Raw genomic sequence first — 22,226 nt, forward strand, 5'->3', positions numbered from 1 at the left:
AGAGCATGAAAGTTTTATTTCTGGTGCAGAAAGAACAGCGCGCCATCCTCGATCGTCTTTACGAAGGCATCGCCGAGCATTGCGAATGCGATACCCGCTGGCTGAGCAGCGCCGAGCAGCGCAACCTGCGCGGCTACTTTCGCCGCGAAGTCGATGTGACCCGCTACGACCGCATCGTGTTCTTCCTGCGTTTCAAGCAGGAGATCCGCCAGGCCGGTTTTATCCGTACGATCCCCAATCTGGTGATCCTCGAACACGATGCCTACCAGAACTACATTCCCTGCAAATACACCGGAAAATTCAGTGCCCATTACCGCCGTTTACCCTGGGCGCGGGTGATCAGCTCGGGCTTCATGGTGACCGAGCGCCTGCGTGCGGAAGGCTTCGACGCGGTGTTCGTGCCCAAGGGCTACGACCAGGCGCTGTTGCAGCCGCAGGCGCGTGAGCGTGACATCGAGCTGGCGTTTGTCGGTAGCACCAATAGCGTGGCCTACAGCGGGCGCAAGGCGTTGCTCGATGAGCTGGCACGGGTCGAGCCGCTGGTGGTGACGCGTACCAAGTCGGGTGAGGAATATTGTGCGACGCTCAACCGGATCCGCTTTTTTGTCAGTGCCGACGTGGGTATGGGCGAATACATGATCAAGAACTTCGAAGCCATGGCCTGTGGTTGCGTGCTGCTGGCGTTTGACCAGGGCGAGGCGGAAAACCAGGCCCTGGGTTTCAAGGACAAGGTCAACGTAGTGTTCTATAAAGACATCCCGCAATTGCAGGAAAAACTCGCCGAGTTGCGCGCCAACCCTCAGTTGGCGGCGGATATTGCGCGTAAAGGCCAGGAGCTGGCTGTCAGCCAGTTTAGCTTTGCACGTATCGGCCAGCGTATTGTCGAAGTGCTGCAGCCACCTCTGCGGCCACGTGCGCCGTTGAGTTTGCTGGAAACGCTGCGCCTGAAACTGGGCGTGTAACCTCTGTCAGGCCGTCGATTGCGGTCATTTTATTGTTGGTGCCCACGTGCGATTTTCCGAACAGAGCGACATCACCCTTGTAGTGACCAGCTGCGGTCGCTTTGATCTGTTAAAGCGCACGCTTGAAAGCTTCGACGTGTTCAACACGGCTGACATCCGCGAGGTGTTCATCACCGAGGACGCCGGTGACGACGCGGTACGCCAGGCGATTCCGGCCCATTGGCAGGAACATTGCACTTTCTTCGTCAACCGCCCGAAGCTGGGGCAGTTGGCATCCATCGACCTGGCCTACGCGTCGGTGAAGACACCCTATATTTTCCATTGTGAAGATGACTGGGAGTTTTACCGCCCGGGGTTTGTCGAGGACTCCAAGACGGTGTTGGAGCTGCGCCCGGATGTGCTCCAGGTGTGGTTGCGCAACTTTGTCTATGACTTGCAGGTGCACAGCCCCTATATCCATCTGGGGCCGCGTGAGCTGATCGGTGGGGTGCCGTGCTACCCGCTGATCTCCGACAAGCCGGAGTGGCAGGCGTTTTCCCTGAACCCCGGTTTGCGCCGCCTCAAGGAGTACGCGTTGTGCGCGCCTTATGCCGGGTTCGAGGGCGAGAAGGGCTTGTCGCGGCGCTATGCGCAGTTGAACTTGATGGCCGTGACCCTTGAGGGCGATGCGGTATTGCACACCGGCTTCGGCTTGCATGTGTCGACCTCGGCCGAGCGCTTGAACAAGGCCAAGCGCAAGCGGCGCGAGCGGATCAAGCTGGTCGCCATGCTGCTGTTGGGCCTCGCCATCGGCTGGCTGGTCAATTGAGTTGCATGCACGCCTCCAGAACACCGCAGAAGGTTCGTATTATTCAATGAGCATCCTCAACGTCATGTGGGCCGGTGGTACTGCATTCGCTTCCGTGCAGAAGGTTCATCAGCAAGTGCTTGGCAGCGTCGACTGCGGTGCAGCCGTGCATACCTGGCTGCTTCAGGGCGGTGCACAAGCTGGAGATGGGGCGCTGGAATGGAATCTCTCATCGGCTCAGCTCAAGGGTCGTCACCTGTGGGCGTTGCTGCTGCCGCGCATGCGCGCGCGTTTTCGACGGGCGCTGCCGCAGGACGTGAAGGTCGTGCTGCTCGATGGCGTCGGCGTTGCGCGGGTGTTGTTGCCGGTGCTCAAGACCGTACCCGAGGTACGTGCTGTGGTGCTGTTTCACGGCATGACGCGCCTGCGTCGCACGGATCGCAAGTTGTTCGAGCAATTCTCCGAGACCCGACTGACCGTGGCAGCCGTGTCGCAGACCCTGGCCGACTCGTTGCAGCGCGAATTGCATCGCCCGGTGGCAGTGCTGCGCAGCGCCTTTGACCCCAGCGCGTTTTGCGCCGCGATGCTGTCCCGCGAGCAGGCCCGCGCGCAGTTGGGCCTGGCCGCAGACAACGCGCCGGTGCTGGGCGCTGTGGGGCGCCTGGTGGGCAGCAAGGGCTTTGCCTGTTTGCTGGATGCGTTTGCCGCCGTGACCTCGCGTCGGCCCGAGGCGCGCTTGGTGATCATTGGCGAAGGCACTGCGCGTGCGGAGCTTGAAGCGCAGATCGAGCACCTTGGCTTGCGCGGCAAAGTCTTCATGCCGGGGCACCTGGCGGACGCGGCGACCCTGTATCGCGCATTTGATTGGGTGGCGATACCGTCTTCGGAGGAGGGGCTTGGGTTGATCGTGCAGGAGGCCGTGATGGCCGGTGTGCCGGTGCTGACCAGCGAGCTGGCGGTGTTCCGCGAGCAATTGGCGGACGCTGGTTGGTATGCACCGGCTGACGCTGTCGACGCCTGGACGCAACTGCTGGAGCGCGCTTTCTCAACCAGCCCGCACGTCGCCGTGGCGGCTCAGTTGGCGGCGCTGGCGCCGGAACAGGCCTGGCAGGACTTCACCGCCACCGCCCGCCGGCTGCTCTCACCCCGGTAGTACGGCTTGTTCGAGCGCTTGCATCGGAAAGCGTTCGTTCAGCTTCTCGCGCGCAATATAGCGGGCGAAGTGCTGCAGGTTGCGCTTGACCAGCGCCGGACTCAGCGGCGCACGCAGGAAGCGCAGGTCGGCCACGTCGATCAGGCCCATCTGGTTGTCCGGTGTCACGACAATGTTGCCCAGGTGCAGGGAGCGGAAGTAGATCCCGGCGCCATGCAGGCGGCGAATCAGCGTCACCAGCGGTTCCAGGTTCTGCTCCCAGTCAAAACCTTCCTTGTTGGCGATCTGGCGCAGCGTCTCGCCCGGTAGCGGGCGATACAGCACGGCGGTCATGCCGGGCGCGTCCAGCTGGAAGCTGTCGAGTACGGTGAGGGTGGGAATGCCGCGTTGTTGCAACCCGAGCGCGTTATCGATGAAACGCTTGGAGTACGGGCGAAACAAGGCGGAAGAAAAAAACCGCTTGCGACGAAACAGTTTAAGGATGTTCCCGTCCGTCAGCAGGTAGACTTTGGGCCCATAGCTGTCCTTCTCCAGGATTCTGGCGCCTTCAATCATCGTGTTTAGAGCGGCTTGGGGAAGCCTTGAACATTGCATCGTCAGGAAGCCTTGTGGGAGTCGCGGGCACATGAGTCGGCAATGATGCCGAAAGTTTTGGGTTTTAACCATGCCGGGGTGGCAGGTTGGCCGTAGTATTAGGAGCGGATGATGCAGGCAAGTCGTTGGGCGCAAGTATGGATGGGGTTCGGGTTGCTGTGGTTTTTACTGGCAATCGCCTTTGCGCCGACCAATAAGATCTATCAACAGGGGCTGACGCTGTTCTTGTGGCTGCCGGCCATGGTGTTTGCCTGGTCTGCCCGTGAGCAGCTCAAGCAGGTCTGGCAGGCTCAGCGCTGGGTCTACCTGGCGCTGGGCGTAATGGCGGCCTGGGGCTTGATCAGCCTGCTGTGGACCAATGCCGAGGACCCTTCCCGCGAAGCCAAGCGCCTGCTGTATATCGGCGTATTCCTGCTGTTCTTGCCGGTGCTTGCCCAAGGGCGCACCGAGCAGGTGGTTCGCCTGATGCAGTGGGGCGGCTTTGGCCTGGCGTTGTCGTCGCTGCTGGCGATGGTCAGGTTCTATGGCCTTCAAGGCAATGCCTGGGACGCTCGTCTTGAAGGGTTGGGGCAGCTGTCCCATCCGATCCTGGGTGCGTACGTCATTGGTCTCGCGGCTGTGTGGATGCTGCACTGGATGCCCCGCGGACGCTGGATGCAAGTGGCCTCCCTGGCGGCGATCGGGCTGCTCGGCCTGTTTGTCGTGGCGAGCCAGAGCCGTGGTGCCGCGCTGGCCTTGCTGTTGAGCGTGGTGGCGATGCCGCTGTGGAGCCGCGACCGACGCAGCACGGTGATCGCGATCGCAGCAGCGGTGGCGGCGGTGGTGGTATTCGTGTCGATGCAATCGTTGATGCTGTCCCGTGGCGTGTCGTTCCGGCCGCAGATTTTCATGGCGGCGCTGCAGATGATTGGCGAGCACCCTTGGACCGGTCTGGGCCTGGGTGGTAATTACAACGTGGTCTGGAATGAATTCCGCTTCGACCATTCCCACAACCTGTTCACCCACGTCGCCATCGAACTGGGCCTGCCGGGCCTGCTGCTGTGGTGCGCGGTGTGGTTCGGCGTGCTGTGGCAAGCCTGGAAAGTGCGTGACACCCATTACGGCAAAGGCCTCATCGGCATGTGGGTGTTCTCTACCCTGGCGATGCAGTTCGATGCGGCCAACCTCACCGGCACCCCGCGTGCCGAGTGGTTTATCACCTGGCTGCCGATCGCGCTGGTCAGTGTGTCGGTCTGGGCTCGGGCCAAACCCGGTGCTTGTGATAAAGTTGCCGCCCTACCTAATCAGTGAGCTCAACAATGAGTGACGCACCGCCTAAAGCGGAACAGGAATCCAGCCTGAAAATTTATTTCAGGCTGCTGGGATACGTGAAGCCGTACATCGGCATGTTCCTCGTGAGCATTATCGGGTTTGTGATTTTCGCATCCACCCAGCCCATGCTGGCCGGGATTCTCAAATACTTCGTGGATGGCCTGAGCAACCCGGACGTGGTGTTTTTCCCCAGTGTTCCGTACCTCAAGGATCTGAAACTGCTGATGGCCGTGCCGCTGCTGATCGTGCTGATCGCCGCGTGGCAGGGGCTGGGCTCTTTCCTGGGCAATTACTACCTGGCCAAGGTCTCCCTGGGGCTGGTCCACGATTTGCGGGTGCAGTTGTTCAACAAACTGCTGGTCCTGCCCAACCGCTATTTCGATACCCACAGCTCCGGGCACCTGATTTCCCGCATCACCTTCAACGTGACCATGGTCACCGGCGCCGCCACGGATGCGATCAAGGTCGTGATCCGCGAAGGCCTGACGGTTGTGTTCCTGTTCGGCTACCTGTTGTGGATGAACTGGAAGCTGACCCTGGTGATGCTGGCGATCCTGCCGATCATTGCCATGATGGTCGGCAGCACCAGCAAGAAATTCCGCAAGCAGAGCAAGAAAATCCAGGTGGCGATGGGCGACGTGACCCACGTGGCCTCGGAAACCATCCAGGGTTATCGCGTGGTGCGCAGCTTCGGTGGGGAGACCTACGAAGAGCAGCGTTTCGCCAAGGCGAGCATGAGCAACACCGAAAAGCAGATGCGCATGACCAAGACCGGTGCGGTCTACACGCCCATGCTGCAATTGGTGATCTACACCGCGATGGCGGCGCTGATGTTCCTGGTGCTGTTCCTGCGGGGTGATGCGACCGCCGGCGACCTGGTGGCCTATATCACGGCTGCGGGCCTGCTGCCCAAGCCGATCCGCCAGTTGTCGGAAGTCAGCTCGACGATCCAGAAGGGCGTCGCCGGTGCCGAGAGCATCTTCGAACAGCTGGACGTGGTGCCTGAAGTCGACACCGGCACTGTGGAAAAAGAGCGGGTCAGCGGCCACCTTGAGGTGCGCAACCTGAGCTTCACCTACCCCGGCACCGAGCGCGAAGTGCTCAAGAACATCAGCTTCATCGCAGCGCCAGGCCAGATGGTCGCGCTGGTCGGGCGTTCGGGCAGTGGCAAGTCCACCCTGGCCGCGCTGATTCCGCGTTTCTACCATCATGAAGTCGGCGAGATCCTGCTTGATGAAGTGGAAATCGAGGACTACCGCCTGCGCAACCTGCGCCGTCATGTGGCCCAGGTGACCCAGCACGTGACGCTGTTCAACGACACCGTGGCCAACAACATTGCCTACGGCGACCTGGCCGGCGCGCCGCGTGAAGACGTCGAAAAAGCTGCCCGTGATGCCTACGCCATGGACTTCATCGCCGAGCTGCCCAAGGGCCTGGACACCGAAGTCGGCGAAAACGGCGTGCTGCTCTCCGGCGGTCAGCGCCAGCGTCTGGCGATTGCCCGTGCCTTGCTGAAAAACGCGCCGCTGCTGATCCTCGATGAGGCGACCTCGGCGCTGGACACCGAGTCCGAGCGGCATATCCAGGCCGCCCTGGACAAAGTCATGAAGGGCCGTACGACCCTGGTGATTGCGCACCGCTTGTCCACCATCGAGAAGGCTGACCTGATCCTGGTGATGGATCACGGTGAAATCGTCGAGCGTGGCACCCATGCCGATTTGTTGGCCTTGGGTGGCTACTACTCGCGTTTGCACGCCATGGGGCTGGACGAGCCGGCAACGGCCAACATCGTCTGACCGACCGGGGCGCGCAATGCGCCCCGTTTTTTGTTCAAAAAGTGAGCAGTTGCGCGGTCGGATGTCTTACAGATAAAGCTCTCGAACTAGGCAGCGCCCACCCTGTGCTAATATCGCGCCCCTGTTCATTTTGTATGTGGGTTGCTCCATGAAGTTGTCCATGCCGCGATTCGATCAAGCCCCTGTCTTGGTGGTCGGCGATGTCATGCTCGACCGTTACTGGCATGGTGGTACCTCACGGATTTCCCCTGAGGCGCCGGTACCGGTAGTCAAGGTCGAGCAAATCGAAGACCGTCCAGGCGGCGCTGCCAACGTTGCCCTCAATATTGCCGCCCTCGGCGCCCCGGCCTCCCTGGTCGGCGTGACCGGCGATGACGAAGCCGCCGACAGCCTGGCCAACAGCCTGCGCGGTGCCGGCGTGCGTGCGCTGTTCCAGCGCATTGCCCATCAGCCGACCATCGTCAAGCTGCGGGTCATGAGTCGTCACCAGCAATTGCTGCGGATCGATTTTGAAGAACCCTTCGCCACCGACGCCCTGGCCCTCAGCGGTCAGGTCGATGCGTTGCTCGAAGGCATCAAGGTGCTGGTGTTGTCCGATTACGGCAAAGGCGCCTTGAAGAACCACCAGGCACTGATCCAGGCCGCCAAGGCCAAGGGCATTCCGGTGCTGGCCGACCCCAAGGGCAAGGATTTCTCGATTTATCGCGGTGCCAGCCTGATCACGCCGAACCTCAGCGAGTTCGAAGCCATCGTCGGCGGCTGCGCCGATGAGCACGAGCTGGTGAGCAAAGGCGCGGCATTGATGGCCGACCTCGACCTTGGCGCCTTGCTGGTGACCCGTGGCGAGCACGGCATGACCCTGCTGCGTCCGGATCATCCGGCGATGCACCTGCCGGCGCGGGCCCGTGAAGTGTTCGACGTCACCGGCGCCGGCGACACCGTGATCTCCACCCTGGCCGCCTCGATTGCGGCCGGCGAAGAACTGCCTCACGCCGTGGCCCTGGCCAACCTGGCGGCGGGCATTGTGGTGGGCAAGTTGGGTACGGCGGCCATCAGTGCACCGGAACTGCGGCGCGCCATCCAGCGTTCCGAAGGTTCGGAGCGTGGCGTGCTGGGGATCGAGCAATTGCTGCTGGCGATCGACGATGCCCGTGCCCACAACGAAAGCATTGTGTTCACCAACGGCTGCTTCGACATCCTGCATGCTGGCCACGTGACCTATCTGGAACAGGCGCGCGCCCAAGGCGATCGCCTGATCGTCGCGGTCAACGACGACGCGTCGGTCAGCCGCCTCAAAGGCCCGGGCCGTCCGATCAACAGTGTCGACCGTCGTATGGCGGTCCTGGCTGGCCTGGGCGCGGTGGACTGGGTGATCAGCTTCGCTGAAGGTACCCCGGAAAACCTGCTGGCCCAGGTCAAGCCGGACGTACTGGTCAAGGGCGGCGATTACTCCGTCGACCAGGTGGTCGGTGCCGACATCGTCAGTGCCTATGGCGGCACGGTCAAAGTGCTGGGGCTGGTTGAAAACAGCTCGACCACGGCCATCGTAGAGAAGATTCGCAACAATGAGTAAGTGTGTCCTGATAACCGGCGGTGCGGGCTTTATCGGCTCGCACCTGGTCGATGCGTTGTTGGCCAAGGGCTACGGCGTGCGCGTGTTGGACAACCTGTCCACCGGCAAGCGCAGCAACCTGCCGTTGGATAATCCGCGGGTCGAGTTGCTTGAGGGTGATGTCGCCGACGCCGAGCTGGTCGCGCGTGCCGCAGTCGGCACGGCGGCGGTGGTGCACCTGGCGGCGGTGGCCTCGGTGCAGGCATCGGTGGATGACCCGGTCAGCACGCACCAGAGCAATTTCGTCGGTACGCTGAACGTGTGCGAAGCCATGCGCAAAGCGGCGGTGAAGCGCGTGGTCTTCGCCTCCAGCGCGGCGGTGTACGGCAACAATGGCGAGGGCGCTTCGATTGACGAAGAGACCACCAAGGCGCCGTTGACGCCCTATGCGTCCGACAAATTGGCCGGCGAGCATTACTTCGACTTTTACCGTCGCCAGCACGGTCTGGAACCGGTAATTTTCCGCTTCTTCAATATCTTCGGGCCGCGCCAGGACCCGTCCTCGCCGTACTCCGGAGTGATCAGCATCTTCAGCGAGCGCGTGCAGCAGGGCGTGCCGATTGCCGTGTTTGGCGATGGCGAGCAGACCCGTGACTTCATGTATGTGGAAGATCTGGTTGACGTGTTGGTGCAAGCCATTGAGGCGCCGGACGCGCCGTTGGGCGCGATCAATGTGGGCTGGAATCGAACGACGACGCTCAAGCAGGTGTTGCAGGCGCTGGAAGAGGTGGTCGGCAAGTTGCCAGCGGTGACTTACGGGCCGGCGCGTTCGGGGGATATTCGCCACTCGCGGGCGAATAATCAGCGCTTGTTGGCGAGCTTCACGCTCCCCGAACCGACCCCCCTGAAGGTTGGCCTGGAACGCTTGCTCAACGGCTGACGCAATTATAAATGTGGGAGCGGGCTTGCTCGCGAAGGCGCTGTACCAGTCTCTGCCTGTGCGGGCTGATCCACCGCTTTCGCGAGCAAGCCCGCTCCCACATTTGGATTTGCGCCGGGCTTGGCATTGGAGTGGAGCCGCTAGCTGCTGGCCTTCTTCTTCGGCGTAATCTTGCGCAGCACCCGCTGGGCCAAACGCTTCAATTTCGATTCTTTCTCCGGCTCCGCCAAGCCTTGCTGGCGCAGCCAATCCTTCCAGCGAATCCGCTCCTCACGCACCAGCCAGCCTTCCTGCTGGGCGAAGCTCTCCGCGAGGAATAAACCCCGGGTGCTGGCCGGGTACAACTGGTCTTTCTTCACGGTGTAGAGCTCAGCGACGGGCTGGCCATCCTTGAGTGGCATCAGGTACAGGTCCGGGCGCTGGCGGTCGAGGCGCGCCACCAACTGGTCGCCTTCCAGGCGCTCGTCCACATGGAACAGGCTCAGGGACTTGGCTTCCTTCGGCACTTCCAGGCGCAAGTCGTAGATCAATTGCAGTGACGCCGTGGGCAGGTGCACATAGGCCCGTGGGCGTTCGATCAATTGGGTGGTCGCGCAACGCACCGGGCGAGCTGCGCCGGACAACGGGCTGAGGCGAAACGGCAGTGCTTCGCGGTAATGCAGCGCGGCGGAGTAGGGCGCCGGCAGCCAGGTGTCGTTGAAGCGCCCGCCGAGCCAGCCTTCGGGCGTTTCCAGCAGGCACTCTTCGGCGATTTCCTGGATGGCGGTGTGCAGCGGCAGGTTCAGTTCGTGGGCGGGGACGTAGCCGGAGATCAGCTTGAGTACCACGTCGCCACGGTCCTGGCGCCGCTGGCGTACCAGCACCCAGTAGTCCTTGTTTTGCCAGTGCAGGGTCAGTCGTACCGACACGCCGAGGTTCGCCAGTTCCAGCACGAAACGCTCGGGGTCGGCCACCTCCACCGGCTTGCGCCGTTGCAGGGTCTGGGCGAAGTTGAGCGGCATGCCGACGCTCTGGTAGTTCAGTCCTTCGGGGGTGGCTTCGACGTGCAGCGGCAGTGTCTTGAAGTTGCTGGGGTTTTTTCGTATGAGCGTGCGCGCCATGTCGGCTCCTGCTTGCGACTGGGTCGGCCGCGTCGGCGGCATCAGAGTTGACGAATAACCTGGGCAGCGGTCGCCACGTTATGGGCCAGGTGCAGCGGATTGATGGTCCCGACAATAGCACTGGCAACGCCCGTTTGCGCAAACAACAGCATGAAACTGGCACGTATTGGATCCATTCCAGGCTCCAGGCAAACGTGGCCACTGGCCAGGGCTTTTTTCACCAGGATGCCTTTGCCGTGGGCGGCCGCATAGTCAATGACGGCTTTCTCGGCCTGTTCGTTCAAATTGTAGGTGACCATCGCGCAATCGCCCTGCTCCAGAGCCTTCACGCCGCCTTCGACGGTTTTCCCGGAAAAACCGAAACCGCGGATCTTGCCTTCCTGTTTCAGCTCGGCGAGGGTCTGGTAGACCTCGCAGTCGTTGAGGATATGCAGGTCGTTGCCGTCGGAGTGCACCAGCACCAGGTCGATAAAATCCGTTTCCAGTCGTTTCAAGCTGCGTTCAATCGACAGTCGAGTGTGGGCCGCGCTGAAATCGTGGCGGGACACGCCATTGTCGAATTCCTCGCCGACCTTGCTGACAATCACCCAGTCCTTGCGCTGGCCGCGCAGCAGCGGGCCCAGGCGCTCTTCGCTGCGGCCGTAGGCGGGGGCGGTGTCGATCAGGTTGATGCCCAATTGCTGGGCCTGACGCAGCAGCATCCGGGCTGCGTCGTCATCTGGAATCTGGAAGCCGTTGGGGTATTTGACCCCCTGGTCACGGCCCAGCTTGACGGTGCCCAGGCCCAGCGGCGACACCAGCAGGCCGGTGCTGCCCAGGGGGCGATGCAGGTCGTGCAAGGTCGGCAGGCTCATGGCAGCAGTTGCTCCCAGGCCGGTACGCCGATGGCGGGCTTTGGCAGCTCGGGCAGCGGCTCGCTGGCGGCTGGACGGATGCCATCACGTTCGAAGCTGTTGATCACCCGGTCGGCGAAGTCCGGCGCCAGTGCCAGTTTGGTCGGCCAGCCTACCAGCAGGCGGCCGTCCTCAAACACGAAGGCGTTGTCGGGGCGGCTCAGGCCCGTTTGCAGTGGCTCGGCGCGGTCGACGCGCAGGGTGGCCCATTGGGTCTGGCTCATGTCGATCCACGGCAGCAATTGCGCCAGTTCTTTTTGCGCCGTTGCGATCTGTTCTTCAGGCGTACGTGCCACGCCATCGGCCTCGGCAATGTCGCCGCCCATGTACCAGACCCAGTTGCCATCGGCGGCCGGGTGGGTGGTCACGGTGAGGCGCGGCTTGGTGCCGCCGCCCAGGCAGTGGGCGTACAGCGGCTTCAGGCCGGGGCCTTTGGCGATGATCATGTGCAGCGGGCGTTTTTGCATCGCCGGCTTGCTCAAGCCCAGGCTGGTCAGCAGGTCGGCGGTGCCGCCACCGGCGCTCAGCACGATGCGCTGGGCGCGGATCTCGCGGCCATCCACCTTCAGGCCCACCAGCTTGTTGCCGTCCAGCAGCGGCTCGATGTGCTGCCCGGCGAGCAAGCCGTCGCCGGCCAATTGAGCCAGGCGTTCGATCACACTGGGGACGTCCACCACGAGTTCGGCCAGGCGATAGACCTTGCCCTTGAAGCGGCGATCTTGCAGGGCTGGGGGCAGGTCGTCGCCCTTGACCTGGTCGACACGGCCGCGCACGGCCTTGCTGGCGAAGAAGCTGGTGAGGTTGCCGGCGAGCGTGCCGGGGGACCACAGGTAATGGGCCTGGGAGAGCACGCGCACGCCGGTCAGGTCCAGCTCGCCATTGCCCGCCAAGGCTTCACGCCAGCGGCGCGGCATGTCTGCGATGGCTTCGGAGGCGCCGGTGAGGGCGCCGTGCAGGGCGTATTTCGCGCCGCCGTGGATGATCCCTTGGGACTTCACGCTTTGCCCGCCACCCAGGGTAGCGTTTTCCACCAATACCGTGGAAAACCCCTGGCGGCGCAGGCGCGCATTCAGCCAGAGGCCGGCAACCCCGGCGCCGACAATCAGGACGTCGGTGGAAATAACGGATGGCATGGGCGACCTCAGTGTTCAAGACAAGAGGCGCAGTATACAGGCTGTTGCGTGGTGGTCAGTGCCCGGCGGTTTTCGAAAACAACTGGATCACCACCACACCCAGCACAATCAGGCCCATGCCGAGCATCGCCGGCAGGTCGAGTTTCTGCCCGTAGATGAACAGCGCTGCGACGCTCACCATCACGATGCCCATCCCGGCCCACACCGCGTAGGCCACGCCCACCGGCACGGTGCGCACCACCAGGGTCAGCATCCAGAACGCCACGCCGTAGCCGACGATCACCAGTAGCAGTGGGATAGGTGTGCTCCAGCCCTTGATGGCTTTCATGGAAACAGTGGCGATCACTTCCGAGCAGATGGCGATGGCCAGGTAGTAGTAGGCAGGGTTCATGGGTAATCCTCGGTGTGAAGCGCGTTTGATAATGTCGCCATTTTAGGGCCTGGCCAGATGGGGTAAAGTCATTACCTATCTGAATTGGAGATGGGTTGAGCCATGAGCGTGCAATGGAACCTGGAGCAGATGCGCCTGTTTGTCAGCGTCGCCGAGCAGCGTTCGTTTTCGGCGGTGGCACGCGGGCAGCGCAAGGCGCAGTCGGCGGTGAGTAATGGGATTGCGCTGCTGGAGGCCGACCTCGGCGTGAGCCTGTTCGAGCGTAGCAGCGGCCGCCAACCGCGCCTGACCGAGGCTGGCACGGTGTTGCTTGAAGAAGCCCGGGAAGTGCTGCGTCAATGCGAGCGCCTCAATGGCCGGGCGCTGTCGTTGATGCGCGGCGAAGAAGCCTGCCTGCGCCTGGCTCAGGATGAGGCGATGCTGTATCAGCCGGTGCTCGACAGCCTGGACGCGCTCGCCGGGCAGTTTCCCAACCTGGAAGTGCAGATTTCCAGCGCCGCCCAAGGCGATGTCGCACGCAAGCTGGTGGAGCGCAAGGCCGACCTGGGCATGTTGTTCTATCACGATCAGATCCCCGAGGCACTGGAGCGGCGGGTAGTCGGCAGTGTGGAAATGGTCACCGTCTGCGGGCGCAATCACCCGTTGGCTCGGCAGAAAACCGTGGACTGCCAGGGCCTCGCGCAATACCGCCAACTGCTGATGTCGACCCAGACCAGCGTCTACCCCGGCAGTGAAGCTGCCAGCCCACAGGTGTGGCGTGCCGACAGCTTCTACGTGCTGGCCGAATGGCTGACCCGTGGCCTCGGCTGGGCCTGGCTGCCGCGGCATGTGGTGCAATACCCGACCTACCAGAACCAGATGGTCGAACTCGACAGCGAATGGACCCCGCCGGCGTTGGTGGTTGAGTTGGTCTGGCGCCGCGACGAGCCCCTCGGCCCGGCCGCACGCTTTCTGGCGGAACGTTTTGCCGAGTGTCTACGGGCGATTGACTGAAAAAGCCGATAAACTCCGCCGCCATGAATAGAACTCTCTACAGCTGTCTGTTTTACCTGGCGCTGCCGTTGGTGGCTTTACGTCTGTGGCTGCGCGCGCGCAAGGCCCCGGCCTATGCCAAGCGGGTGAGCGAACGTTTCTCCTATGGCTTGCCGGTGTTGCAGCCGGGCGGGATCTGGGTGCATGCGGTGTCGGTGGGCGAGAGCATCGCCGCCGCGCCCATGGTGCGCGGGTTGCTGGAGCGTTATCCGACGCTTGTGATCACCGTGACCTGCATGACGCCCACGGGTTCCGAGCGCATCCAGGCGCTGTTCGCCAACGAGCCGCGCATCCAACACTGCTACCTGCCCTATGATTTGCCTTGCGCCGCCAAGCGCTTTCTTGATCGCGTGCAGCCGAAGCTGGCGGTGATCATGGAAACCGAGTTGTGGCCCAACCACATCCACGCCTGTGCCCTGCGCGGTATTCCCGTGGCGTTGGCCAATGGGCGGCTGTCGGCGCGCTCGGCCAAGGGTTACGGGCGTTTCGCCAAGCTCACCGCGCCGATGCTGGCAGAGATGAGTCTGTTGGCCGTTCAGACGCAAACCGAAGCCCAGCGCTTTTTAAGCCTCGGTGCGCGTCCGCAAGCCGTTGAAGTGACCGGCTCGATCAAGTTCGACCTGACCATCGACCCCGAACTGCCGCAGCGCGCCGCCGCTTTGCGCGAACAATGGGGCGCCAGTGAGCGTCCGGTGTGGATCGCCGCCAGTACCCACGAAGGCGAAGATGAAGTGGTGCTCGCCGCCCATCGCCAGTTGCTCGACAGCTATCCCAATGCGTTATTGATCCTGGTGCCGCGCCATCAGGAGCGTTTCGGGCCAATGTTCGAGTTGTGTGGGCAACAGGGATTCGCCACGGTGCGCCGTTCCACGGGCGAACCCGTCACCTCGCAAACCTCGGTGTTGCTCGGCGATACCATGGGCGAATTGCTGTTTCTGTATGCCTTGGCCGACAGTGCCTTTGTCGGCGGCAGCCTGGTGGTGACTGGTGGGCATAACCCGCTGGAGCCGGCGGCGTTGGCCAAGCCGGTGATCATGGGGCCGCACGTATTCAACTTCCTCGAAATCACCGCGATGATGCGTGAAGGCGGGGCGTTGCGGCAGGTGGATGATGCCGAAGGGTTGGCTGAGGCGGTGCGGCAGTTGTTCGAGTTGCCGCAGGATGCGCGCAGGATGGGGCAGGCGGGGCTCAAGGTGATGCAGGCGAACCAAGGTGCTTTGAAGCGTTTGCTGGATGGTTTGAGCAGACTCATCACCCACTGACAATAGAGGTCAAATGTGGGAGCGGGCTTGCTCGCGAAAGCGGCGGGTCAGCCTGCACATGTGGCGACTGATACACCGCCTTCGCGAGCAAGCCCGCTCCCACACAAGCCAGCTCCCACATTGGTTTTGCAGTGTTATCAATATCCCGGTCGGGCTTTTAGCTGCTCGGCAGCAGCCTTGGCCAGGTCCGGCGGCAGGAAGTCGCGGTCCGGGTTGTAGTCCGCTTTCAGATAACGCGCCAGATCCTGCAAATCTCCCGGGTTCAACGTCCCCGCCGCCTGCTTCAAGCGCAGGTTGTCGAGGATGTAGTCATAACGGCTGTTGTTGTAGTTGCGCACCGACGAGTACAGCTGGCGCTGCGAATCCAGCACATCGACGATATTGCGCGTACCCACCTGATAGCCGATCTCCGTGGCTTCCACCGCGCTCTGGTTGGAGATGATCGACTGGCGACGTGCCTGCACCTGTTCCACATCGGTGTTCACCGCGCGGTGCAGGTTGCGTGTGTTTTCCACCACCTGGCGACGCAGGCCTTCGCGTTGCTGCTCGGTCTGGTCCAGGCGCGAATAGGATTCGCGCACTTGCGAGCTGGTCAGCCCGCCGCTGTAGAGCGGGATGCTCAGGCGCAGGCCGATGGTGCGTTGGGACACATCGCCGCCGTACGGCACCGGCAATTGGTTGGGGTTGCTGAAGCCGAGCGCATCGTTATCGCCTTTTTCGTACTGCGCCACGGCGTCGAGGGTCGGCGCGTGGCCGGCCTTGCGCTGCTTGAGGGTTTCTTCGGCGGCGGTGACAGCGTAGTTGCTGGCCAGCAGGTTCAGGTTTTGGCGCCCGGCGGTTTCGACCCAGGACTTGGCGTCGTTCGGCAGCGGCGGCAGTACCGGCAGGGTGTGGACGATGCCCTGAATCGAATTGTACTGGCGGTTGGTCAGGGTGATCAGCGCTTCGAACGCGTCTTCCACCTGGCGCTGGGCGAGGATGCGGTTGGCGCGGGCAGTGTCGTAGCTGGCCTGGGATTGCAGCACGTCGGTCTTGTCCGACAGGCCGACGTCGAAGCGTTCGTTGGACTGGTCCAGCTGGCGCTTGAAGGCATTTTCTTCGGCCTTGGTGGAGGCCAGGTTGTCCTGGGCGCGCAGCACGGCGAAGTAGTTTTCGGCGCTTTGCAGGATCAGGTTCTGTTCGGTGGCCGAGAGTTGCAGCGCGGCCTGTTCGTTGACGGCTTCGGCGGCTTGCAGCTGGAACCAGCGGTCGGCGCGGAACAGCGGCTGGCTCAAGGTTGCGCGCCACGAATGCGCATCGCGATTGGCAGTGCCTGATGGCTGCGAGAGCTGGGTGCGCACGTTGTTGCTGTCGGCACCGGCCGACAGGTTCGGCAGCAAACCGGCGCGGGCCTGTGGCACCACTTCTTTTTGCGCGCCGTATTGGGCGCGGGCGGCCGCCAGGTCAGCGTTGTTGTTTACCGCTTCCTGGTAGACGCTGACCAAGTCAGTGTTGGCGGACAAGGGCGCTTCTGCTGCCCAAACCATTCCATTGGTCGCACAAGACACGGCAAGAGCCAGTGAGAGTTTGCGCAGCATGAGGCGTTCCCTGATCAAATATTACGGCGATAATTTGTCGGCCAAGGCTACGGCCGCAGCTTCAGAGCGTCAAGCCTTGGAGCCGTACCGAGTGTAGTGGCGCGATCACGGCACAACAATCCTGCAATTGCGCCATTCATCATGCTGAATGCACCGCCATTGGCAATTTGCCTACGCCATGGTCTAGACTGGCCGCGTTCTTGTCGGGGTGCCTTGTTGGAAGGCTGAGATCGGTAAATACCGGATCCCGTTGAACCTGATCAGGTTAGCGCCTGCGTAGGGAACAAGATTTCTCGTCACCCGGCGAGTCCTCTTGTGCTTCGTCCGGGATGCTGTTCGACAATCGAACAGCCCTCGTGCGCCAAGCACAGCACTGGTTCCAGTGCGTCCGTCCGTCACAGGTTCGCTCCGACAAAAATCCACCGCCTGGATAAAGAGTTGGAGAGCCCGTGATGAGTACAAAACCAAAAAACACCGTGCACCTGAGTGAATCGGCCAAGGTTGATTCCGGCTCCGTGCAACCCTTTACCCGCTCGCAGAAAATCTACGTACAGGGCTCCCGCCCGGACATCCGCGTGCCGATGCGCGAGATCAGCCTGGACGTGACCCCCACCGATTTCGGCGGCGAGATCAACGCGCCGGTCACCGTCTACGACACCTCCGGCCCCTACACCGACCCCAACGTGATCATCGATGTGCGCAAAGGTCTGGGCGATGTGCGCTCGCCGTGGATCGAAGTGCGTGGCGACACCGAACGCCTGCCGGGCCTCAGCTCGCACTTCGGCCAACAGCGCCTCAGCGATGCCGAGCTGACCGCACTGCGCTTCGCCCACGTGAAGAACCCACGCCGCGCCAAGGCCGGCGCCAACGTCACGCAGATGCACTACGCGCGCAAAGGCATCATCACCGCCGAGATGGAATACGTTGCCATCCGCGAAAACATGAAGCTCGAAGAAGCCCGCGCCACTGGCCTGCTCGACCAGCAACATGCCGGCCACAGTTTCGGCGCCAGCGTGCCGAAGATCATCACGCCTGAGTTCGTGCGCGAAGAAATCGCCCGTGGCCGCGCGATCATCCCGGCCAACATCAACCACACCGAACTGGAACCGATGATCATCGGCCGTAACTTCCTGGTGAAGATCAACGGCAACATCGGCAACAGCGCCCTGGGCTCGTCCATCGAAGAAGAAGTTGCGAAACTGACCTGGGGCATTCGCTGGGGTTCGGACACCGTGATGGACTTGTCCACCGGCAAGCACATCCACGAAACCCGTGAGTGGATCATCCGTAACTCGCCAGTACCCATCGGCACCGTGCCGATCTACCAGGCCCTGGAAAAAGTTGGCGGTGCCGCCGAGGACCTGACCTGGGAGCTGTTCCGCGACACCCTGGTGGAGCAGGCCGAGCAAGGCGTCGATTACTTCACCATCCACGCCGGCGTGTTGCTGCGCTACGTGCCGCTGACCGCCAAGCGTGTCACCGGCATCGTCTCCCGTGGCGGCTCGATCATGGCCAAGTGGTGCCTGGCGCACCACAAAGAGAACTTCACCTACACGCATTTCGACGAAATCTGCGAAATCATGAAGGCCTATGACGTCAGCTTCTCCCTCGGCGACGGCCTGCGCCCGGGCTCGATTGCCGATGCCAACGACGCCGCGCAATTCGGCGAGCTGGAAACCCTTGGCGAGCTGACCAAGACCGCCTGGAAGCACGACGTGCAAACCATGATCGAAGGCCCTGGCCACGTGCCAATGCAGTTGATCAAGGAGAACATGGACAAGCAGCTCGAATGCTGCGACGAAGCGCCGTTCTACACCCTCGGCCCGCTGACCACCGACATTGCGCCGGGCTACGACCACATCACCTCGGGCATCGGTGCGGCGATGATCGGCTGGTTCGGCTGCGCGATGCTTTGCTACGTCACACCGAAGGAGCACTTGGGCCTGCCGAACAAGGATGATGTGAAGACCGGGATCATCACCTACAAGATCGCCGCGCATGCGGCTGACCTCGCGAAAGGCCATCCGGGCGCGCAGATCCGTGATAACGCCCTGAGCAAGGCGCGCTTCGAATTCCGTTGGGAGGACCAGTTCAACCTCGGCCTGGACCCGGACACCGCGCGTTCGTACCACGATGAAACGCTGCCGAAGGATTCGGCCAAGGTCGCGCATTTCTGCTCGATGTGCGGGCCGAAGTTCTGCTCGATGAAGATTACCCAGGAAGTGCGTGAGTACGCGGCCAACCAGCGTATTGACGCGGTGGATGTGGAGGTGGCCAAGGGCTTGGCGGAGCAGGCGGAGCGGTTCAAGCAGGAAGGTAGCCAGTTGTACAAGAAGGTGTAAGCGGCAAGCTGCAAGCTGCAAGTTAGAAGCAAAGGCGAATCTGCTTTTTCTTGAAGCTTGCAGCTTGAAGCTTGCAGCTTGTAGCCCATGTCCCTCACGAGATTCCTAAATTGAACACCTATTCCCCTGACATCGCGGTCCCCGCCGATAGGCGCGTCTTCGGCGCCCGCGACCTGTTCTCCCTGTGGTTCTCCCTCGGCATCGGCCTGATGGTCCTGCAAACCGGCGCCTTGCTCGCACCGGGCCTGGGCTTGTCCGGCTCGCTGCTGGCGATCTTCCTTGGCACCCTGGTTGGCGTGTTGCTGCTGGCCGCCGTCGGCGTGATCGGTAGCGACACCGGCCTGTCTGCCATGGCCGCGCTGAAACTCAGCCTCGGCGCCAAGGGCGCGAGCCTGCCGGCGTTGCTCAACCTGCTGCAGTTGATCGGCTGGGGCTCGTTCGAAATCATCGTGATGCGCGACGCCGCCAGCCTGTTGGGCACGCGGGCGTTCAGCGAAGGCAGCCTGCTGGCCAGTCCGTTGGTGTGGACGCTGTTTTTCGGTGGCCTGGCGACCTTGCTGGCCGTCAGTGGGCCGCTGACCTTTGTGCGCCAGATCCTGCGCAAATGGGGCATCTGGCTGCTGCTCGCCGCCTGCCTGTGGCTGACCTGGAACCTGTTCGCCAAGGCCGATCTTGGCGCACTGTGGGCCCAGGCCGGCGATGGTTCGATGCCGTTTGCGGTGGGTTTCGACATTGCCATCGCCATGCCGCTGTCGTGGCTGCCGCTGATTGCCGATTACTCACGCTTCGGCAAGCGCGCCAAAAGCGTATTCGGCGGCACCGCGCTGGGCTTTTTTATCGGTAATTTCTGGCTGATGAGCCTGGGCGTGGCCTACACCCTGGCGTTTGCGCCAAGCGCTGAAGTGAATGCGCTGCTGTTGGCCTTGGCCGGTGCGGGCCTGGGGATTCCTTTGTTACTGATCCTGCTGGATGAGTCGGAAAACGCCTTTGCCGATATTCACTCGGCGGCGGTGTCCAGCGGCATCCTATTGCGCCTGAAAGTCGAGCACCTGGCCCTGGCGATTGGCGTGATCTGTACGCTGATCGCCTGCTTCGCGCCTTTGGCCCAGTACCAGAATTTCCTGCTGCTGATCGGTTCAGTGTTTGCGCCGCTGTTCGGCGTGGTGCTGGTGGATCACTTCATTCTGCGCCGTCGTGGCCCGGGTCTGGTCGCCGCTCTGCGTTGGCCGGCGCTGCTGGCGTGGTTGGGGGGCATCGGCACTTACCACCTGCTGGCCAACCTGTATCCGGATGTCGGCGCAACCCTGCCGGCGCTGCTGCTGGCAGGGCTGTTGCAGTTCATCCTCGGGCGCGTGTTCAGCGGCGCGCAGGCACCCATTCAGGCTTGAGGATACCGTCCAGGCGCGAGTAGGGGATTTGCAACTCGACGTGGCCCAGGGCGTAAGGCGCGATGGTGGAGGTGGGGTACTTGAGGATCACCCCACCGTAGGTCAGTGCCACGTTCGGGGTTTTCTGGAAGGGGTAGGTCTTCACGAACTCCGGTTCCAGGCTCAGGCGGGTACTGATCAGCCAGCTGTTGTGGGCCACCTGGGCGGCTTTCCAGAACGCGTCCTCTTTGCCGGGCAGCAGCATGTCGGTCAACGTCAGGGCCTTTTGTTGCTGGCGCGAATAGTTGATGAAGCCGCGGCCCGGCTCGCCGTGGGTAACGCCCTGGTCCAGGTAGCTGGACAGCTCGATGATCACCAAGCCGTCATGCTGCTCACGTACCTTGGCCTGCAAGTACATGCTGTTGCGCGGCGCGGCGGTGCGCAGGAATTGCTCGCGATAGGTCTCAAGGCTGGTCGGCAGCGGGTCGTTCGCGTTGGTGCGGGTCATTTCCAGCAGGCGCTGTTCGATCAGGGCGTCCAGCTTGGGCTCCTTGGCGAAGTGCACGGTGTCGATGTTCACCAGTGGGCAATCGGCGCTGGCACAACCGGCCTGGCTTTGCTCAGTGGTGTCGCGGGTGGCTTCCAGCGGCGTGCGCCAGCTGGGTTGGAACAGGCTTTGACAGGCGCCGAGGGTCAGTGCGATGCAGGCCACGGAGGCGATTTTTAAAAGCGACATGGATGTCCTTCGTCTATCGATAAGAGCGAAATTGTGCAGGTTCGACTACCGGCATGGCCGTCAGTTCGCCACTAAGCTGAATAGAGTGAGTTTGACGTTCGCCGTCTATCCCGGCAACTGGAAAGGGGCTGCACCAACGGGCGCGAGCGCGTTAGGATGGCGCGAATTGCACAGGCTTAACGAGGCAGGATATGACGGATACAGCGAAATCGACGCCGAGCGCGGTCGAGATTGTTCAGCGCGACAATGCCTATCAGGGCTTCTACAAGCTTGATCGGGTGCAATTGCGCCATGAAAAATTCGACGGTGGCATGAGCCGTGTGATCAACCGCGAAGTTTTCGTTCGTCATGACGCCGTGTGTGTATTGCCCTACGACCCCCAGCGCGACGAAGTGGTGTTGATCGAACAGTTCCGCGTCGGCGCCCTGGGCCGTACCGACAACCCCTGGCTGATCGAGATGGTCGCCGGCCTGATCGACAAGGATGAGGAGCCGGAGGAGGTTGCACACCGCGAAGCCGAGGAGGAAGCTGGGCTGACATTCTCCGCGCTGTGGCCGATCACCAAATATTTCCCATCGCCTGGCGGCAGTACCGAATTTGTCCACTTGTTCCTGGGCCGTTGCGACAGCTCGGGCGCCGGTGGCGTCCATGGACTGGAAGAAGAGGCAGAAGACATCCGCGTCACCGTCTGGGCTTTTGAAGACGCCCTGCAAGCGGTGCGCGACGGCAGGATTTCCAACGCAGCCAGCATCATCGCCCTGCAATGGCTTGCGCTTAATCGCGCGGAAGTGAGGGGGTTATGGCAGTAAAGGCACGGGAACGTTATCGCGTCGACCTGATCGGGCTGCAAGCAGCCTGCGAGGCCAACTATGCGCGGTTGATGCGTCTGCTCCCCGACATGCGCCACGCCCCGGCGGCCAGGCGCATCGGCGTGACCCATGGCGACCAGATGCTTGGCGTGCTGACCCTGGAAGTCATCGTCAATTGCCCGTACACCACTACCCTGCGCGTGCGCCAGGAGCACAGCCTGCCGTGGCTGCCGGTGCCGCAACTGGAGGTGCAGGTGTACCACGACGCGCGCATGGCTGAAGTGATCAGCGCCGAACATGCGCGGCGCTTTCGCAGCATCTACCCTTACCCGAACGTGTTCATGCATCAGCCCGATGAGAAAGCACAGCTCAATGTGTTCCTCGGTGAATGGTTGAGTCACTGCCTGGCCCTGGGCCATGAGTTCGAAGCGGTGCGGTAGATGTGAACTGCGTCTGCTTCCCCTGGTTTCCTCTTTGTGTCCTGCCCAG

At 62.3% G+C, this 22,226-nt stretch carries 20 protein-coding genes and 1 riboswitch; of the genes, 13 read left to right on the forward strand and 7 right to left on the reverse strand.

Annotated features, from left to right (window positions below; translation table 11 throughout):
• Window positions 1-5 precede the first annotated feature (5 nt).
• The 3 genes from AC3ISR_RS02385 to AC3ISR_RS02395 are packed head-to-tail and all read left to right on the forward strand — an operon-like array spanning window position 6 to window position 2,902.
• On the forward strand, window positions 6-962 hold the full coding sequence (locus AC3ISR_RS02385) for a glycosyltransferase family protein (RefSeq protein WP_226455583.1): 957 nt from the start codon (window positions 6-8) through the stop codon (window positions 960-962).
• Between the two features lie 46 nt (window positions 963-1,008).
• Complete coding sequence (locus AC3ISR_RS02390; RefSeq protein WP_192298281.1) at window positions 1,009-1,770, forward strand: glycosyltransferase family 2 protein; 762 nt, start codon at window positions 1,009-1,011, stop codon at window positions 1,768-1,770.
• A 46-nt stretch (window positions 1,771-1,816) separates the two neighbouring features.
• A complete protein-coding gene (locus AC3ISR_RS02395; RefSeq protein WP_463984679.1) occupies window positions 1,817-2,902 on the forward strand; it encodes a glycosyltransferase in 1,086 nt (361 codons plus the stop codon).
• Here AC3ISR_RS02395 and AC3ISR_RS02400 read toward each other — a convergent pair.
• On the reverse strand, window positions 2,891-3,457 hold the full coding sequence (locus AC3ISR_RS02400; RefSeq protein WP_192298279.1) for a BUD32 family EKC/KEOPS complex subunit: 567 nt from the start codon (window positions 3,455-3,457) through the stop codon (window positions 2,891-2,893). The two genes, AC3ISR_RS02395 and AC3ISR_RS02400, sit on opposite strands and share 12 nt — an antisense overlap.
• Before the next feature lie 150 nt (window positions 3,458-3,607).
• On the opposite strand from AC3ISR_RS02400, the gene AC3ISR_RS02405 reads away from it, so the two are divergent.
• From AC3ISR_RS02405 to AC3ISR_RS02420, 4 genes are all read left to right on the forward strand, one after another.
• Window positions 3,608-4,786 carry an O-antigen ligase family protein gene (locus AC3ISR_RS02405; RefSeq protein ID WP_463984680.1) on the forward strand — a complete coding sequence of 393 codons (1,179 nt, stop codon included), beginning with the start codon at window positions 3,608-3,610 and terminating at the stop codon, window positions 4,784-4,786.
• Between the two features lie 8 nt (window positions 4,787-4,794).
• Complete coding sequence (msbA, locus tag AC3ISR_RS02410; RefSeq protein ID WP_192298277.1) at window positions 4,795-6,603, forward strand: lipid A export permease/ATP-binding protein MsbA; 1,809 nt, start codon at window positions 4,795-4,797, stop codon at window positions 6,601-6,603.
• 148 nt (window positions 6,604-6,751) lie between these two features.
• Window positions 6,752-8,176: a bifunctional D-glycero-beta-D-manno-heptose-7-phosphate kinase/D-glycero-beta-D-manno-heptose 1-phosphate adenylyltransferase HldE gene (hldE, locus tag AC3ISR_RS02415; RefSeq protein ID WP_192298276.1), complete on the forward strand. Its 1,425-nt coding sequence runs from the start codon at window positions 6,752-6,754 to the stop codon at window positions 8,174-8,176.
• On the forward strand, window positions 8,169-9,095 hold the full coding sequence (locus AC3ISR_RS02420) for an NAD-dependent epimerase/dehydratase family protein (RefSeq protein ID WP_463984681.1): 927 nt from the start codon (window positions 8,169-8,171) through the stop codon (window positions 9,093-9,095). The genes hldE and AC3ISR_RS02420 overlap by 8 nt, the downstream gene beginning before the upstream one ends.
• Before the next feature lie 140 nt (window positions 9,096-9,235).
• Here AC3ISR_RS02420 and AC3ISR_RS02425 read toward each other — a convergent pair whose 3' ends face one another.
• Genes AC3ISR_RS02425 through AC3ISR_RS02440 form a run of 4 tightly spaced genes read right to left on the reverse strand, consistent with a single transcriptional unit; the run spans window position 9,236 to window position 12,612 of the window.
• Window positions 9,236-10,195: a metal ABC transporter ATPase gene (locus AC3ISR_RS02425; protein ID WP_192298274.1), complete on the reverse strand. Its 960-nt coding sequence runs from the start codon at window positions 10,193-10,195 to the stop codon at window positions 9,236-9,238.
• Between the two features lie 41 nt (window positions 10,196-10,236).
• Complete coding sequence (locus tag AC3ISR_RS02430; RefSeq protein ID WP_192298273.1) at window positions 10,237-11,049, reverse strand: aldo/keto reductase; 813 nt, start codon at window positions 11,047-11,049, stop codon at window positions 10,237-10,239.
• The gene (locus AC3ISR_RS02435) at window positions 11,046-12,221 is read right to left on the reverse strand and encodes an NAD(P)/FAD-dependent oxidoreductase (RefSeq protein WP_192298272.1); all 1,176 of its coding nucleotides are present in this window, start codon (window positions 12,219-12,221) and stop codon (window positions 11,046-11,048) included. Before AC3ISR_RS02435 ends, AC3ISR_RS02430 begins: the two co-directional genes overlap by 4 nt.
• Before the next feature lie 55 nt (window positions 12,222-12,276).
• Window positions 12,277-12,612: a DMT family transporter gene (locus AC3ISR_RS02440; protein WP_192298271.1), complete on the reverse strand. Its 336-nt coding sequence runs from the start codon at window positions 12,610-12,612 to the stop codon at window positions 12,277-12,279.
• Between the two features lie 102 nt (window positions 12,613-12,714).
• Here AC3ISR_RS02440 and AC3ISR_RS02445 point away from each other — a divergent pair, with 102 nt between their 5' ends.
• Window positions 12,715-13,605 carry a LysR family transcriptional regulator gene (locus AC3ISR_RS02445; RefSeq protein ID WP_192298270.1) on the forward strand — a complete coding sequence of 297 codons (891 nt, stop codon included), beginning with the start codon at window positions 12,715-12,717 and terminating at the stop codon, window positions 13,603-13,605.
• A gap of 23 nt (window positions 13,606-13,628) precedes the next feature.
• Window positions 13,629-14,906 carry a lipid IV(A) 3-deoxy-D-manno-octulosonic acid transferase gene (gene waaA / locus AC3ISR_RS02450; protein WP_463984682.1) on the forward strand — a complete coding sequence of 426 codons (1,278 nt, stop codon included), beginning with the start codon at window positions 13,629-13,631 and terminating at the stop codon, window positions 14,904-14,906.
• A gap of 137 nt (window positions 14,907-15,043) precedes the next feature.
• Here the strand turns inward: waaA and AC3ISR_RS02455 are convergent, their stop codons facing one another.
• Complete coding sequence (locus tag AC3ISR_RS02455) at window positions 15,044-16,483, reverse strand: TolC family outer membrane protein (RefSeq protein WP_192298268.1); 1,440 nt, start codon at window positions 16,481-16,483, stop codon at window positions 15,044-15,046.
• A 194-nt stretch (window positions 16,484-16,677) separates the two neighbouring features.
• Window positions 16,678-16,783: riboswitch (TPP riboswitch) on the forward strand.
• A 152-nt stretch (window positions 16,784-16,935) separates the two neighbouring features.
• On the opposite strand from AC3ISR_RS02455, the gene thiC reads away from it, so the two are divergent.
• Window positions 16,936-18,825 (forward strand): phosphomethylpyrimidine synthase ThiC, encoded by a 1,890-nt coding sequence (thiC, locus tag AC3ISR_RS02460; protein ID WP_192298267.1) that lies wholly within the window; start codon window positions 16,936-16,938, stop codon window positions 18,823-18,825.
• 101 nt (window positions 18,826-18,926) lie between these two features.
• On the forward strand, window positions 18,927-20,213 hold the full coding sequence (cytX, locus tag AC3ISR_RS02465; protein ID WP_463984691.1) for a putative hydroxymethylpyrimidine transporter CytX: 1,287 nt from the start codon (window positions 18,927-18,929) through the stop codon (window positions 20,211-20,213).
• Here the strand turns inward: cytX and AC3ISR_RS02470 are convergent.
• On the reverse strand, window positions 20,182-20,928 hold the full coding sequence (locus AC3ISR_RS02470; protein WP_192298266.1) for an RsiV family protein: 747 nt from the start codon (window positions 20,926-20,928) through the stop codon (window positions 20,182-20,184). The genes cytX and AC3ISR_RS02470 overlap by 32 nt on opposite strands.
• Window positions 20,929-21,119: 191 nt before the next feature.
• Between AC3ISR_RS02470 and AC3ISR_RS02475 the strand changes: the two genes are divergently transcribed.
• Window positions 21,120-21,737, forward strand: a complete 618-nt coding sequence (locus AC3ISR_RS02475; protein ID WP_192298265.1) for an NUDIX domain-containing protein — start codon at window positions 21,120-21,122, stop codon at window positions 21,735-21,737.
• Window positions 21,728-22,177, forward strand: coding sequence for a DUF1249 domain-containing protein (locus AC3ISR_RS02480; RefSeq protein ID WP_017734937.1), 450 nt, complete (start codon window positions 21,728-21,730; stop codon window positions 22,175-22,177). The genes AC3ISR_RS02475 and AC3ISR_RS02480 overlap by 10 nt, the downstream gene beginning before the upstream one ends.
• The last annotated feature ends 49 nt before the right edge of the window (window positions 22,178-22,226 follow it).

Source organism: Pseudomonas sp. GL_117, assembly GCF_057835125.1.

Coding starts and splice junctions, on each gene's coding strand:
- AC3ISR_RS02470 (WP_192298266.1), bottom strand. CDS start 20,928: ATGTCGCTTTTAAAAATCGCCTCCGTGGCCTGCATCGCACTGACCCTC.
- msbA (WP_192298277.1), top strand. CDS start 4,795: ATGAGTGACGCACCGCCTAAAGCGGAACAGGAATCCAGCCTGAAAATT.
- AC3ISR_RS02425 (WP_192298274.1), bottom strand. CDS start 10,195: ATGGCGCGCACGCTCATACGAAAAAACCCCAGCAACTTCAAGACACTG.
- AC3ISR_RS02430 (WP_192298273.1), bottom strand. CDS start 11,049: ATGAGCCTGCCGACCTTGCACGACCTGCATCGCCCCCTGGGCAGCACC.
- AC3ISR_RS02405 (WP_463984680.1), top strand. CDS start 3,608: ATGCAGGCAAGTCGTTGGGCGCAAGTATGGATGGGGTTCGGGTTGCTG.
- AC3ISR_RS02385 (WP_226455583.1), top strand. CDS start 6: ATGAAAGTTTTATTTCTGGTGCAGAAAGAACAGCGCGCCATCCTCGAT.
- hldE (WP_192298276.1), top strand. CDS start 6,752: ATGAAGTTGTCCATGCCGCGATTCGATCAAGCCCCTGTCTTGGTGGTC.
- AC3ISR_RS02400 (WP_192298279.1), bottom strand. CDS start 3,457: ATGATTGAAGGCGCCAGAATCCTGGAGAAGGACAGCTATGGGCCCAAA.
- AC3ISR_RS02440 (WP_192298271.1), bottom strand. CDS start 12,612: ATGAACCCTGCCTACTACTACCTGGCCATCGCCATCTGCTCGGAAGTG.
- AC3ISR_RS02395 (WP_463984679.1), top strand. CDS start 1,817: ATGAGCATCCTCAACGTCATGTGGGCCGGTGGTACTGCATTCGCTTCC.
- thiC (WP_192298267.1), top strand. CDS start 16,936: ATGAGTACAAAACCAAAAAACACCGTGCACCTGAGTGAATCGGCCAAG.
- AC3ISR_RS02420 (WP_463984681.1), top strand. CDS start 8,169: ATGAGTAAGTGTGTCCTGATAACCGGCGGTGCGGGCTTTATCGGCTCG.
- AC3ISR_RS02445 (WP_192298270.1), top strand. CDS start 12,715: ATGAGCGTGCAATGGAACCTGGAGCAGATGCGCCTGTTTGTCAGCGTC.
- AC3ISR_RS02475 (WP_192298265.1), top strand. CDS start 21,120: ATGACGGATACAGCGAAATCGACGCCGAGCGCGGTCGAGATTGTTCAG.
- AC3ISR_RS02480 (WP_017734937.1), top strand. CDS start 21,728: ATGGCAGTAAAGGCACGGGAACGTTATCGCGTCGACCTGATCGGGCTG.
- AC3ISR_RS02455 (WP_192298268.1), bottom strand. CDS start 16,483: ATGCTGCGCAAACTCTCACTGGCTCTTGCCGTGTCTTGTGCGACCAAT.
- AC3ISR_RS02435 (WP_192298272.1), bottom strand. CDS start 12,221: ATGCCATCCGTTATTTCCACCGACGTCCTGATTGTCGGCGCCGGGGTT.
- waaA (WP_463984682.1), top strand. CDS start 13,629: ATGAATAGAACTCTCTACAGCTGTCTGTTTTACCTGGCGCTGCCGTTG.